The following is a 13,312-nucleotide window of genomic DNA, read 5'->3' on the forward strand; positions in this document are numbered from 1 at the left end:
AGTGTGTATAAGAGACAGGCGCAGGTGCGGGTAGCGGAACTCGTACCCGGCCTCCACCAGGCGCGTCGGCACCACCCATCGGCTCTTCAGCACCAGCTCGGTCTCGGTCCGGATCGCGAACGACCCGAGCTCGAGCATCCACCGCCACGTCGGGATCCCGAAGCGTCGCCCGACGGCGTCCCGGATGGTGGCCATCACGGTGCGGTTGTCCGACGGGTTCGGGCTGGAGACGTTGACCGCGCCGTCGATGTCCTCGTGGTCGCGGACGAAGCGGATCGCCCCGAGGACGTCCGCGATGTGCACCCAGCTGAACCGCTGCCGGCCCCGGGTGTGGCGGTTCACGTGGTACGTGCCGGCACGGAGCCGGGAGCGCGTCGGGAACCACGGGCCGTCGTACTGCGGCCCACCGAGTCCCGCCTGCGCCAGCCGGAGCAACGGCACGAGGGCGCTGCCGTCGCCGAACACGATGGCCATCCGGAGCGCCACGCGGCGGGTGCCGGGCAGGTCGACCGCGGACAGGGCGTCCTCCCACGCCTTCGCGACCGAGACCGAGAACCCCTCGCCGAGCTCGCCCGTCGCCTCGTCCTGGGGGCGGTCGTCGGCGTGCCGGTAGATCGTCGCCGTCGAGGCGTTCACCCACAGCGGCGGCGGGTGCTCGCTCGTGCGGATCGCCTCGGCCAGTTCGAGCGTGGTGTCGACCCGGGAGCGGATGATCTCCGCCCGGTTCCGGCGCCCGTACCGGCAGTTGACGCTCTTGCCGGCCATGTTCACGACGAGTGCGGCCCCGTCCACGAGCTCGCGGATCCGCATGGTGTTGCCCCACACAGCGTCGCCGGTGCGGCCGATCGTGACGACCTCGTAGCCCTCGTCGCGGAAGGCGTCCTGCAGGTACTGCCCGACGAAACCGCTCGCCCCCGCGATCACGGCGCGGCCCTTGTGGTCGCTCATCTCATCCCCGTCCTGTGTCCGGCGCGATCTCGTACCGGAACGCCCCCTCGTACCGGTACAGCGTGCCGACCAGCGGGGCCGAGAGCACCAGGGACACGCGCTGCTGGTCGGCATCGTCATCGAATCGTTCTACGCGCCCCGCTCGGCGGCAACGCGCCAGCGTTGCGCGGGGTGCGCCGGGCGAGCCTGCGAGTCCGGGTCCCACGCCCGAGTTCGGACCAGGCGCAGGGCGCCCGCGTCCGGCCCCTGCGCGTCGACCTCCGCCCGGAGCAGGGCGCTGACGCGCCCACGGCGACCGAGGTGGTCGACGAGCCCGTCGGGTCCGGCGGTGATGGCGTCGACCATCGTGCGGGAGCCGGAGCGGAAGCGGAAGGTGCGGTGCGCGCGGACGGCGACCCGGACCTCCTGGACCGCATGCCCGCGACCGACGCGAGCCGGGCGGTTCTCGACCGTGAAGGGGACGTCCCGTTCCCAGACCGGGAACATGACGGCGTCGCGGGCGAACCACGCGAGTACCGGCCAGAGCCAGCGGCGGGGCGTGCCGACGACGTCGAAGAGGCCCTCGCCACGGCCGACGTGTCCGGGCGGGATCGCGCCGAAGTAGGTCGACAGTCGCGGGTGCAACCGGGCCAGCACGTCGGGCGGTGTGGACAGCTCGTATGGCGACCGGGTCACGTCCCGATCCTGGCATGTCGTCGGTGCGGATCCCTACGATGATGCGCATGGGACACGACCACGGAGCAGGGCACTCGCACGGGCACGCGTCCGAGCGCGCACTGCTCATCGCGTTCTGCATCTCGGCGACGATCCTGCTGGCCGAGGTCGTCGGTGCCGTCGTGACCGGATCGCTCGCCCTGCTCGTCGACGCCGGGCACATGGTCGTCGACACCGGCGGGCTCGGCATCGGCCTCGTGGCGACGCGGCTCGCACGACGCTCGCCGACCGCGCAGCGCACGTGGGGCTTCCAGCGCGCCGAGGTGCTCGGGGCCACGGCGCAGGCGGCGATCCTGCTCGCCGTCGGCGTCTACGTGATCATCTCGGCGATCCAGCGGCTGTTCGTGCCGGCGGAGATCCACTCCGGTCCGCTGCTCGTGTTCGGGATCATCGGCCTCGTCGGCAACCTCGTGGCGTACGCCGTGCTGCTCCGGGCCTCCGGCGAGGGGTTCACCTCGCGGGCCGCCCGGCTCGAGGTCCTCAACGACACCCTCGGCTCCGTCGCGGTCATCGCCGCCGCGGTCGTCCTCATGCTGACCGGGTGGGAGCGTGCGGACTCGGTCGCGGCGATCCTGATCGGGCTGCTCATCCTGCCGCGGGCGATCCGGCTGCTGCGCGAGACCGCCAATGTGCTGCTCGAGTCGACGCCCCCGGGGCTCGACCTCGACGACGTCCGGGGGCACATCCTCGAGCTCGACCACGTCATCGCCGTGCACGACCTGCACGCGACCCTCGTGGCGACCGGGGTGCCCAACCTGACCGCGCACGTGGTGGTGGACGACGAGTGCTTCTCGACGGCGCACGCCCCGCGGATCCTCGACGAGCTGCAGCAGTGCGTGGCGGAGCACTTCGACGTCCCCGTGGAGCATTCGACGTTCCAGCTGGAGCCGGCATCGCACCGGCGGCACGAGCACGAGGTGCACGCCTAGGCGGTGCCCGCCGCGCCACCGTCGCCCGGGGACGAGGTCAGCAGCCGCCGTCGCTCGTGGGGAACGCCGTGATCACGCGGTCGGTGGTGGCCGACACGATCACGCGGACGAACGGCTCGGCCGCGGGGCGAGACCCGTCGTCGAACCGCACGGGAGCGGCGAAGCAGACCTTGCCGTCGCCGGCGTCCTGCGGGTACCCGGTCGCCGGTGCCTCGAGGGCGGACTGCACCGCGGTGAGCATCGCGTCGTCCCAGTCCCGGGAGCCGTGGCCGGTCACGACGTCCTCCCAATCCGCGGTGTGCCGGACCCGGATGTGCTCGTAGCCCTGGCCGGAGTTCCCGCACTGCAGCACGACCGTGCCGAGCGCATCGGTGTCGTACCGGGCCACGGTCTCGCGGGTGCTCCGGTCGCAGCGGGCGAGGACGTCGTCGCCGGGCAGGTCCGGGCCGGTGCGGGTGATCGTCACCGTGCCGTCCTTCGTCGCGCCCCCGCCGGCGGTCGCACTCGGGACGACGCTGGCCGCCGTGCCCCCGAGCACCGGGTCGTCCGCACCGCGCTGCGCCGTCAGCGCGACGCCACCGGCCACGAGGCCGGCGGCCAGCACGGCGGCGACGCCGGTGATGACGGAACGGTTGCGCTTCTGGGACACGCGCCCAGTATGCCGGACGGGTGTCGCGCCTCCTGGACCGGCCGCGGGACGCAGTCGAACCACGTTCCCGACATCGCGCCGCGCCCCAGCGGTGGTGCGAAGTCGGAAACGTGGTTCGACGTGGCCGAACGCGCAACGCGGGACGCGGACCAGCGCTCAGGCCCGCGCCGCCAGGCGGGTCCCGGCGACGACGGCCAGTGCGACCACGAACACGACGTACCCGAGCAGCACGGGCAGCGTCGGCAGCACGAGGAGCGCGGCACCGACCGCCACCACCGGCACGGTCAGCCCGGCGTAGGCGATGAGGAAGGTCGCGGCGAGGACGCCGCCGCGACGTTCCGGGCCGACGAGGGCGCCCGCGCTGCCGATCGACGCGCGGAACAGCAGCCCGACGCCGGCTCCCGCGACGACCCCGCCACCGATGAACCCGGCCACCTGCAGCACCACCGCGGCACCGGCCAGGACGACCAGACCACCGACGAGCAGGACCATCCCGAGGCGGATCTGCGCCCGCTGCGACAGCCGGGCGAAGACGATCTGCGACACCGCGCTCGCGGCGAACACCCCGAACGTCGTGGCTCCGGCGGCGAGCCGGTCGGTCACGTGGAAGGTCGTCCCGAGGAACGTCGGCGCGACCGAGGTGAAGAGTCCCTGCACCGCGAGCGCGGCGAACGCGGCGGTGCCGGCGGTCCAGAACGCGCCGGCCTGCCCCTCCGGCGCCTGCAGTCGCTGCGGGCGGTAGGGCACGGGCGACGTGGGACGGTCGACGGTCTCCGGGGCGGCGAGCACCACCACGAACGCGACGGCCAGCGCCACGACGAACACGACGTACGGCACCATGAGCGGCTGCCCGACGAACTCCGCGAGCGCTCCTCCGACGAGGGCGCCGAGCGACAGCCCGCCGAGGTTCACGACCCCCGCAACCACGCCCGCCCCACCGGCCGACGACTGCGAGCCCGTCGCCCGGACCCGCAGCTCGCCGAGGTGCGCGGTCGCCGTCGCCGTCAGGAGCCCGACCCCGAGCCCGGTCACGAGCCGGGCGACGATGAGGCCGCTGACGTCGTTCCAGAGCAGGAAGAGCACCGCTGCGACGAGCTCGAGCGCCACCGACACGAGGATGAGCGGGCGCCGTCCGTGCACGTCGCTGAGGTGTCCGGCGAGGTACAGGGACCCGACGACGCCCACGCCGTACGCCGCGAAGACCACGGTCGTCGTGAAGGTCGGGAAGCCGTCGCGTGCCTGGTAGATGACGTAGAGCGGTGCGGGCACGGTCGCGAACGCCATCACCGCGAGGAACGCGAACGCCACGGCCCAGAACCCGACGCCGTGCCGACGGCGCGTGTGCGCTCGTCGTCCACGCGGGGCGGCGACGCGCTCGCTCGCGGTGGCGACGGTCGACGACGTGGGAGCGGATGCGGTGGCGGTTGACATGCTCCGATCGTGCCGCCGAACACCCATCGAGTCCAACGGATGCTCTTGATGTCGTCCATCGACCTGATCGATACTGAACCGGTGGAGACCCGCCTGCTCGAACAGTTCGTCACCGTCGCCGCCGAGGGCAGCGTCACCCGCGCCGCCGAACGGCTCTGGGCGGCGCAGTCCACGGTGTCCGCGGGGATCGCGTCACTCGAGCGGAGCTTCGGGGTCCGGCTGTTCGACCGCACCGGACGGCACCTCGTGCTGACGACCGCTGGTGAGGACCTGCTCCCCCACGCCCGCGGCGTGCTGGAGTCCCTCGACCGGATGCACGACCTCGCGACCGTCGACGACGCCGACCTGCGGGGACGGGTCCGGCTCGGCATCTTCACGAGCATGGACATCGTCGACCTCACGGGCGTACTGCGGCGGTTCCGGCAGCGGCACCCGCTGGTCGCGGTGGAGCTCATGACCTCGCCCTCCGGGACGACCGGGCTCGTGCAGGATCTGGTCGCCGGGCGGCTCGACATCGCCTACACGGGCCTCCCGGCGGTCCCGGCCGGGGTCGAGGTGGCGCCGCTCCGAGAGATGCCGTTCCGGGTCTTCACCGCCGCCGACCACCGGTTCGCCGGTCGTCGGTCGGTCTCGCTCGCCGAGCTCGCCGACGAGCCGTTCATCGACACGGCGCACGGCTTCGGCAACCGGATCATCCTCGACACCGCGCTGGAGCGACTCGGGATCCGGCGGCGGATCGTCGCGGAGATGAACGACATGCCCGCGGTGATCCGGTTCGCGTCGGCCGGCCTCGGTGTCGGCGTCGTCCCGGACTCCGGGGTGCGCCACGACGGTGCGGTGCTCGAGCTCGAGGACGAGGTCGACCCCCTGCGCATCGGCCTCGCGATGCGGACGAGTCCGGAGCCGAACCGAGCGGTGCGCACGCTGGCGCGCGACATCGTGGCGGCGCGCGTCGACGTCGCTGCGCAGCCGGGCTGAGCGGCCGGATTCCCGTCGTACCCCACCGACGGCCTGGAGGCGCGGGTCGTCCCCGCCACGCGCCTCCAGGCCGTCAGTCCCCCCAGATCTCCCCGACGATCGCACCCAGCAGGTTGTCGGTCGGGAAGTTGGTCTGGTCGATCACGACCCATGCCGTGCCGCGCGTGTAGTACGTGTACGCGCGGTCGACGTCGTACGGCTCGACGTTGGACACGGTCTGGCAGACGGTCCCGTGATCGCGCTCGCTGCAGGTCCCACCCTCGCCCCGGATGACGGCGAGGTTCTCGCTGATCGCCTCGGGGGTCGACTCACCGGCCATGATCCCCAGCCCGGTCACGTCTGCCTGGGGGTCCCGCCAGACGCACCGCAGCGATATGTCGTCGCCCGTCTCCCGCTCGAGGTCGCGGTACTCCTCCGGGGTGTCCGGGAGCGACGGCTTGATCTGCACGAGCGGTGTCTCACCGAAGAACCGGTCGTAGTCGGACGACGGGACGAGTGCACGGCAGTCGGTCGGGATCGTCGCCGTCGTGTTGACCGGGGTCGGGCGTGGTGTCGGGCGCTGGGTGATCGGCGCGGACGTCGGGGTCGTCGCGGAGGGCGACGGCTCCGGCTGTTGCGTCCGGGTGGGCGCGGCGACGGGCGTCTCCTGCTGCGACAACGACAGGGCCACGGCGCCCGTTGCGGTCCCGATCGCCAGCAGGCCGATGACGCCGAGCGCGATGCCCGGACGGAACCGACGCCGCTTCGGACGCGGGGTGGCACGTTCGAGGACGTTCTGCTTCATCGAGACGAGCATGCGCTGCAGGTCGTCTCCCTCGGGGGGCTCAGTGTTCATCGTGCATCACCACCTTCTTGAGTCGGCGTCGGGAGCGGGAGACCCGCTGGGTGACCGCACCGACGCTGAGGCCCAGCATCTCGGCGGCCTCGGCGTAGGAGTGCCCCTCGAGGAGGCACAGTTCGCAGATGCGTCGGTCGGTCTCGGGCAGCGCGGCGATCTCGTCGCGGACCCAGCGGAGGCGCTCACGGGCCTCGGCGTGGTCCTCGGGTGCGGCGAGCTGCTCGGGGAGTTCGTCGGCGCGACGGCGGGCTTGCTTCCGGCCGGTGTTGAACGCGTGGTTCCGGCAGACGACGAGCAGCCACGGGAGCATCGTGTCCGCGGGGAGTTCGAGGGTCTCGGCACGCTGCCAGAGCGTCAAGAAGGCGTCCTGCACGATCTCCTCGACGTCCTGGCGGTCGTCGACGAGTGCCCAGGCGTAGCGGGTGAGGGTCGCGGCGTACCGGTCGAACGCCCGGGCGAGCGCGCTCTTGTCGCCCCGTGCCATCGCACGGACGATCGCCTCGTCCGTGTCGGTGCCGGTCGTCACGTCCACATCCCACCTCCTTCACTCCAGAGGTGTCGGCTGCACGCGCGATCGTGACAGGACCGTGGCGAAAACGTGATCCCGGGCGTGTCGGTCGCCCGAGCGGCTCAGGCGTCGAGCAGGTGCGCGATGCCGGCGACCGAGCGCTTCGCCGCAGCCGAGGTCGACAGGTACCCGACGAGGACGATCCCAGCTCCGATCCCGACGACGATCCACCACATCGCGTGCGTGGCCACGGCGAACCCGGCGCCGACGGTCGCGACCGCACTCGCGCCGGTCACGGTGCCGGCGAGTGCGACCCCGAGCGACACCCCGGTCTGCCGGCTCGTCGACGCGACGGCCGCAGCGGACCCGGATTGCGCGCGGGGCATGCCCGAGACGGCCGTGTTCGTGATCGGCGCGTTCACCATGCCGAACCCGAACCCGAACAGCACGAAGGCGACGACGAGCACCCACATCGGTGTCGTGGCGTCGATCGTCGTGAGGATCGCCCCGGCGCCGCCGACGCCGATGCCGGCGAGGACGAGCGGGACCCGGGTGCCGATCGAGCCGACGAGCCGCCCGGACAGCGGCGAGACGAGCATCGTCGCGACCGCCGCGGGCAGCGTCCACAGGCCGGCCTGGAACGGCGACATGCCCCGGACCTCCTGCAGGTAGAGCGCGTTGAGGAAGAGGAACGCCCCGTTGGCGCCGAACGCGCCGATCGCGGTGACGACCGCGGCCGAGAACGGGATGCTCCGGAAGAACCGGACGTCGATGAGCGGTTCGCGGCGACGGCGCTCGACGGCGACGAGCACGACGAGGGACGCCGCGGCGAGGACGAACAGCCCGAGGGCGGCCGGTGACGTCCAGCCGAGCCGCGGCCCCTCGATGAGCCCGCCGACGAGCGTCGCCAGGAGCACGATCACGAGCACCTGGCCGACGGGGTCGAGGCGGCGGGGCTTCGGCGACTTCGACTCGGGGACGAACAGGAACGTCAGCACGATCGCCGCGATGCCGATCGGCACGTTGATCCAGAAGATCGCGCGCCAGCCGACGGTGTCGGTCAGCGCGCCGCCGACCAGCGGCCCGAGCCCCATCGACACACCGACGACGGCACCCCAGACGCCGACGGCACGGGCACGCTCCTTCGCGTCGTCGAAGGTGGCGGTGATGATCGACATCGCGACCGGGTTCATCATCGAGCCGCCCACCGCCTGGACCATGCGGAAGACGACGAGCCAGCCCACCCCGGGCGCGAGCGAGCAGAGCAGCGACCCGACCGTGAAGAGCGCGAGCCCGATCTGGAAGGTGGTGCGGCGGCCGATGCGGTCGGCGGCGGAGCCGGAGAGCAGCAGCAGGCTGGCGAGGACGAGCGTGTAGGCGTCGATCGTCCACTGCAGCCCGGAGATCGAGCTGCCGAGTTCACGCCCGATCGAGGGCAGGGCGACGTTCACCACGGTGGCGTCCATCGAGACGATGAAGAGGCTCATGCAGCAGACCGCGAGGATGAGGTACCGGTGCCGGTACCGCTGCGGCAGGCCCGGGTCGCCCTGGAACGGCCGCCGTGACAGCACCGCGGGGGCGGTCTCCGACTCAGTGGAAGTCGTTGCCGTCTCCTTCACCCGGGGTCTTGTGACCACCGAGCATGTCGTTGTCGTCCTGGTCGCTCGTCGAGGCGAGCTGCAGCATCGCGAGGACGACCACGACGACGATGAACGCGATGCCGAGGAAGATCGCGGCGAGCTGGAGCTCACGCGTGGCGAGCAGCACGACGAGCCCGGTGAAGACCGCGACGATCGCGGAGATCCCGAGGAGCTCGACCGGGCGCAGGCGGTCGCGACGGCTGGGGGTGGTCATGCGTGTGGTGCTCCGTCCGGGGTTGCGGCCGGGGCCGCCGTTCCCCACTTGTGCGAGAGGCCGGCGATCACGTGGAAGACCGCGGTGATGGCGAGGTAGGCGCCGAGCAGGCCGACGAGGACGATCGAGGCGTCCAGCGTGCCGGTGACCCGCTCGACACCGCCGAGCTCCTGCGAGTAGTCGGGCGGCGTCACCAGGAAGGCGACGGCGAGCAGCAGCGTCAGGCCGCCGACGGTCGTCCAGTCGCGCGCGAACGGCGAACGCTCACGGGCGCGGAGCCCCTGCGTGAGCTCGAGCGCCCCGGTGAGGACGGCGAAGGCGACGACGACCGCGATGAACGCCGGCAGGCCGAGGCCGTTGCACGCGAACGCGGCGACCGCGGCGACGAGGGTGATCACCGCCTGCAGGAGGGTCGTCCGGCGCGACCGTCCGTCCGCCGGGAGCCGCGTCGTGCCCGCGAGCAGCAGCACGAGTCCGTCCACCGCCGCGAACCCACCGAACAGCAGCAGGCCGTAGCCCGCCGCGTGGTTGGACGAGAAGGTGATGACGATGGCCACGATCGCGGCTGGCACGGCCCGGAGGACGGGGATCGGCCAGTACCGCGCGCGCTGGCCGGAGTCGTCCACGGAGTCGGACACGAGACCTCTTTCGGGCATGCGGATCGTGGTTCGATCCTACCGCCGCACGGTGCAGCGGCCGACCGCGCGGGGCGATCGGCCGCTGAGGATGCTCGAACCAGCAGGCGTCAGCGAGGGGTCAGCGGGGCCTCGACCCGACCTCGTCCTCCGCCGCACGTCGGCGCGCACGCCGCCGCGCGAGCCACCAGCACGTCGCCCCGGCCGCCACACCGACGGCGGCCACCGCCGCGACCACGCCGAGGTCCTCCGTGCCGGTGTAGGCGAGCGCTCCGGTCCGGGCTGGCCTGGCGTGCCCGCCGTCTCCACCGTCCCCGGCGGGACGGGCCCCGCGGTCGTCGGGCGCCCGGTCGCGCGGACCCGTGTCAGCGTCCCCGCCGTCACCCGGCCCGTCGGGGCCGCCGTCGCCACCGCCGTCGCCGCCGGGGACCACCACGATCCCGACGCCCGGCGAGGGGTCGCCGCCGTCCGGATCGCTCGGCGACGTCGCGGTCGCGACGTTCACCACGTCCGACCCGTCCCCGGAGTACGCCGGGTCGAGCTGCGCGCGGACTCGGAACGACACGGTCTCCCCCGCGGCGAGCGCGGCACCGGAGCGACAGGTCACGTCCTGCCCCTCGGCCGTGCAGTCGTCCGGCGACCCGACGAACCGCATCGCACTCGGCAGCTCGTCGACCGCCCCGACGTCCTCGGCGGTACCCGGGCCCCGGTTGCGGGCGGTGATCGTGTACTCGACCTCGTCACCGGGCTCGACCGCGGTCGAGGGGGACACGGACTTGTCCGTCTCGACGTGTGCGTCCACCCGGGCGGCGACCGTGGTGCTCGCCGCCGAGGTGTTGTCGTCCTCGTTCGTGTCGGCGGTGCGGGGCGCCGGTCGGATCGTGGCGACGCTCTCGAGCGTGCCCTCGGCGTCGTCGGCGGTGCGGCCGCGGATCGTCACCGTGGCCGTCCCGTCGCGCGGCAGGCCGAGATCGGTGGCGACGTCGCCGGTGCCCGATTCGGTCCCGCACGACGACCCAGCGGCCGCCGAGCAGGTCCACGTGACGTCGCGCAGGGCGTCGGGCACGTCGACCTCGAGCGCGCTCGGGTCCGACGCGTTCACGCCGGCGTTCCGTGCGGTCACCGTGTACTCGACGTCGGCACCCGCCGGGACGCTCGGCGCGAGGTCGTGCGTGACGGCGACGTCCGTCGGGGTCCAGACGCGCAGGGCGTCGACCTCGTGCACGTTGACGTGGCTGCCCGTCGCCCCCGCGAAGCCGAGGCGGAGCGTGCTCGGCAGCGGTGCCTGGCCGTCGCCGTGCAGGGGGACCCGGTCGAGCACGGTCCGCATCCGGTCCCCGTCCTGCAGCCGGACGGTGACCGCGAGTTCTCCGGCGTCACCGGGGAGCAGGGTCACGCGGACCTTCCGGAGCGTCGCCCCGGCGGTCTCCGTGCCACCGGGAGCGGGGGCAGCGCCGACCCAGCGGTAGCCGAGCACCCCGTCGCCGGAGCCACGGATCGACACGGTGTCCGGGCGCGCCCCGGGACCGGAGTAGTTGATCGGCGTCGAGAAGTTGCCGTAGTGGTCGACCGCGATGCCCGCGAAGCCGCCGGGCACCCCGGGCAGGTCGCAGGAGAGGCCACCGCCCTGGGACGTCTCGCGTCGGCACGCGTACCCGAGCCCGGCCCCGAACGACCCGACGCCCTGCTCGGCGGCGCCGTCCGCGAGGAACAGCAGCAGGCCGTCGGCACCCGGGTCGTCCACGTCGCGGTACATCGCGTAGCTGAACTCGATCTCGAGCCCGAGGTCGGACGGGAACGTGTCCTGCATCGACCACGCTCCCGCCTGGTCCTTGACGTCGTCGGTCAGCCGGAGCCGACCGTCGACGATCGCCGCGTCGCCGTGCAGGGCGCCGCCGGCAGCGGTGGAGAACTGGTTCTCGTAGGGGAAGGCGAGCTCGTCGGCCGAGGAGGCCGACGGCACGAGGCCGGGTGCCGCGAGGACACCGAGCGCGGTCAGGACGGACGCGACGGCCGCGACGCGGCGGAGCCGGCGTGACCTGGCGGGCGGTCGACCGCCCGGCGGGGTGTTGGGAGCTGTCATGCCCCGATCGTCGCGACCGGAGGGTCCCCGTCAGGCGGGCATCGGCCGATCTGTGGAACGCGTCCCCGCGCCTCCTGGCTGTGGAGGAAGAGTCCGGCTCAGCGCAACCAGACGGTGGTCTCCCCGGGGAGCACCCCGTCGCCGAGCGGACCGGACGACACGACGACCTCGCCGGCGGGCAGCTCCACCGGCTCGGTCCCGAAGTTCGTGACGGAACGCCACCCGTCGTGCCGCGCGAACGCCACGACCCCGTCCGGCGCCTCGATCCACGCGAGGTCCTCGCCCCGCTGCAGGTCCCGTCGGGCAGCGGTCGCCGCGCGGTACAGGGAGAGGGTCGACGCGGGGTCGCCGTCCTCCGCCTCGACCGAGGACGCCCCGAAGTCGGCCGGTTGCGGCAGGTGCGGTGCGACCGCCCCGAACCCGAACGACGGCCCGGACGTCGTCCACGGGATCGGCACGCGACACCCGTCCCGCCCCTTCACGGTGTGCCCGGTGCGGATCCACTTCGGGTCCTGCAGCACCTCGTGCGGGATCGCCGCGGCCTCCTGCAGCCCGAGCTCCTCGCCCTGGTAGACGTACGACGAACCGGGCAGCGCCAGCATCAGCAGCGTCGCCGCCCGCGCCCGCCGGAGCCCCCGTGCACGATCGAGCGACGGTGTCGTGCCGTCGGTCATGAGCCACGCGTCGGTGTCCGTGCCGTCCGGCAGGCCGTACCGGGTCGCGTGCCGGACAACGTCGTGGTTCGACAGCACCCACGTGCTCGATGCCCCGGACTGCGCCGACGCCGACAGGTTCCGGTCGATGATGCCCCGGAACGCCGCGGCGTCGAACGGCGCCTCGAGCAGGTCGAAGTTGAAGGCCTGCCCGAGCTCGGTCGGCCGGGCGTAGAGCACGCGGCGCGGCGCGGGCGCCCAGGCCTCCGCCACGGCGGCTCGCGGCGGGTCGTACTCGTCGAGCACCCGGCGCCACGCCGCGAAGATCTCGTGCACCTCGTCGCGGTCGTAGAGCGGGTCGGAGCCGTCCAGCGGCAGGTGGTGCTCGTCGGACGGACGGTACGGGGTCGACAGGTCCTTCGCCAGGCCGTGCGCGACGTCCACCCGGAAGCCGTCGACCCCGCGGTCGGACCAGAAGCGCAGCGTGTCCTCGAAGTCGGCACGGACCTCCGGGTTCGACCAGTCGAGGTCCGGCTGCTCGGGCGCGAACAGGTGCAGGTACCACTGGCCGTCGGGCACGCGGGTCCAGGCGCTGCCGCCGAAGTTCGACACCCAGTCGCTCGGCGGGAGCGACCCGTCGGCACCGGCACCGTCCCGGAACACGTACCGAGCGCGTTCGGGCGAGCCGGGGCCCGCGGCGAGCGCGGCACGGAACCACGCGTGCTCGTCCGAGGTGTGGTTCGGGACGATGTCCGCGATCAGCCGGATGTCGTGCTCGTGGAGGGCACGGACCAGTGCGTCGAAGTCGTCGAGTGTGCCCAGGCGATCGTCGACGTCCCGGTAGTCGGCGACATCGTAGCCGCCGTCCGCCAGCGGCGAGGGGAAGAACGGCGACAGCCAGACCGCGTCGACGCCGAGCGACGCCAGGTAGGGCACGCGGCTCGTCACGCCCGCGAGGTCGCCGAGCCCGTCGGCGTCCGTGTCCGCGAAGCTCCGCGGGTAGACCTGGTAGACGACGGCGTTCCGCCACCAGTCCGGGTCGGTCGTGCGGGGCGTGCTGGCCGGCGTCCGAAGCGTGCTCACGTCGCCAAC

The 13,312-nt window shown here is 73.0% G+C and carries 13 protein-coding genes; 2 read left to right on the forward strand and 11 right to left on the reverse strand.

Annotation, left to right across the window (positions count from 1 at the left end; all coding sequences use genetic code 11):
* Both HWD93_RS12085 and HWD93_RS12090 read right to left on the reverse strand, forming a co-directional pair.
* A partial coding sequence (locus HWD93_RS12085; RefSeq protein WP_261646947.1) for an epimerase occupies positions 1-948 on the reverse strand: 948 nt, incomplete at its 3' end.
* Between the two features lie 129 nt (positions 949-1,077).
* Positions 1,078-1,623: a DUF4166 domain-containing protein gene (locus HWD93_RS12090; RefSeq protein WP_092384800.1), complete on the reverse strand. Its 546-nt coding sequence runs from the start codon at positions 1,621-1,623 to the stop codon at positions 1,078-1,080.
* A gap of 47 nt (positions 1,624-1,670) precedes the next feature.
* On the opposite strand from HWD93_RS12090, the gene HWD93_RS12095 reads away from it, so the two are divergent.
* Positions 1,671-2,591, forward strand: coding sequence for a cation diffusion facilitator family transporter (locus HWD93_RS12095; protein ID WP_070419278.1), 921 nt, complete (start codon positions 1,671-1,673; stop codon positions 2,589-2,591).
* Between the two features lie 37 nt (positions 2,592-2,628).
* Here HWD93_RS12095 and HWD93_RS12100 read toward each other — a convergent pair whose 3' ends face one another.
* The gene (locus HWD93_RS12100) at positions 2,629-3,240 is read right to left on the reverse strand and encodes a hypothetical protein (RefSeq protein WP_092384802.1); all 612 of its coding nucleotides are present in this window, start codon (positions 3,238-3,240) and stop codon (positions 2,629-2,631) included.
* 156 nt (positions 3,241-3,396) lie between these two features.
* On the reverse strand, positions 3,397-4,671 hold the full coding sequence (locus tag HWD93_RS12105) for an MFS transporter (RefSeq protein ID WP_092384804.1): 1,275 nt from the start codon (positions 4,669-4,671) through the stop codon (positions 3,397-3,399).
* A gap of 48 nt (positions 4,672-4,719) precedes the next feature.
* Between HWD93_RS12105 and HWD93_RS12110 the strand changes: the two genes are divergently transcribed.
* Positions 4,720-5,649, forward strand: a complete 930-nt coding sequence (locus HWD93_RS12110) for a LysR family transcriptional regulator (protein WP_175495988.1) — start codon at positions 4,720-4,722, stop codon at positions 5,647-5,649.
* A 73-nt stretch (positions 5,650-5,722) separates the two neighbouring features.
* Here HWD93_RS12110 and HWD93_RS12115 read toward each other — a convergent pair whose 3' ends face one another.
* The 7 genes from HWD93_RS12115 to HWD93_RS12145 all read right to left on the reverse strand — a co-directional run bounded on the left by HWD93_RS12115 (position 5,723) and on the right by HWD93_RS12145 (position 13,303).
* The gene (locus HWD93_RS12115; protein WP_139219747.1) at positions 5,723-6,484 is read right to left on the reverse strand and encodes a hypothetical protein; all 762 of its coding nucleotides are present in this window, start codon (positions 6,482-6,484) and stop codon (positions 5,723-5,725) included.
* Complete coding sequence (locus HWD93_RS12120; RefSeq protein ID WP_083403343.1) at positions 6,474-7,013, reverse strand: RNA polymerase sigma factor; 540 nt, start codon at positions 7,011-7,013, stop codon at positions 6,474-6,476. The genes HWD93_RS12115 and HWD93_RS12120 overlap by 11 nt, the downstream gene beginning before the upstream one ends.
* Before the next feature lie 104 nt (positions 7,014-7,117).
* Positions 7,118-8,614, reverse strand: a complete 1,497-nt coding sequence (locus HWD93_RS12125; protein WP_254789388.1) for a DHA2 family efflux MFS transporter permease subunit — start codon at positions 8,612-8,614, stop codon at positions 7,118-7,120.
* Entirely contained in the window at positions 8,586-8,849 is a 264-nt protein-coding gene (locus HWD93_RS12130; RefSeq protein WP_070417166.1) for a hypothetical protein, read from the reverse strand. The genes HWD93_RS12125 and HWD93_RS12130 overlap by 29 nt, the downstream gene beginning before the upstream one ends.
* Positions 8,846-9,487, reverse strand: a complete 642-nt coding sequence (locus HWD93_RS12135; RefSeq protein WP_254789389.1) for a DUF308 domain-containing protein — start codon at positions 9,485-9,487, stop codon at positions 8,846-8,848. Before HWD93_RS12135 ends, HWD93_RS12130 begins: the two co-directional genes overlap by 4 nt.
* Positions 9,488-9,605: 118 nt before the next feature.
* On the reverse strand, positions 9,606-11,567 hold the full coding sequence (locus HWD93_RS12140; RefSeq protein ID WP_261646948.1) for a hypothetical protein: 1,962 nt from the start codon (positions 11,565-11,567) through the stop codon (positions 9,606-9,608).
* A gap of 98 nt (positions 11,568-11,665) precedes the next feature.
* Positions 11,666-13,303 carry an alpha-amylase family glycosyl hydrolase gene (locus HWD93_RS12145; RefSeq protein WP_092384814.1) on the reverse strand — a complete coding sequence of 546 codons (1,638 nt, stop codon included), beginning with the start codon at positions 13,301-13,303 and terminating at the stop codon, positions 11,666-11,668.
* Positions 13,304-13,312: the final 9 nt, after the last annotated feature.

Source organism: Curtobacterium sp. C2H10, from assembly GCF_025407985.1.
GTDB lineage: Bacteria > Actinomycetota > Actinomycetes > Actinomycetales > Microbacteriaceae > Curtobacterium.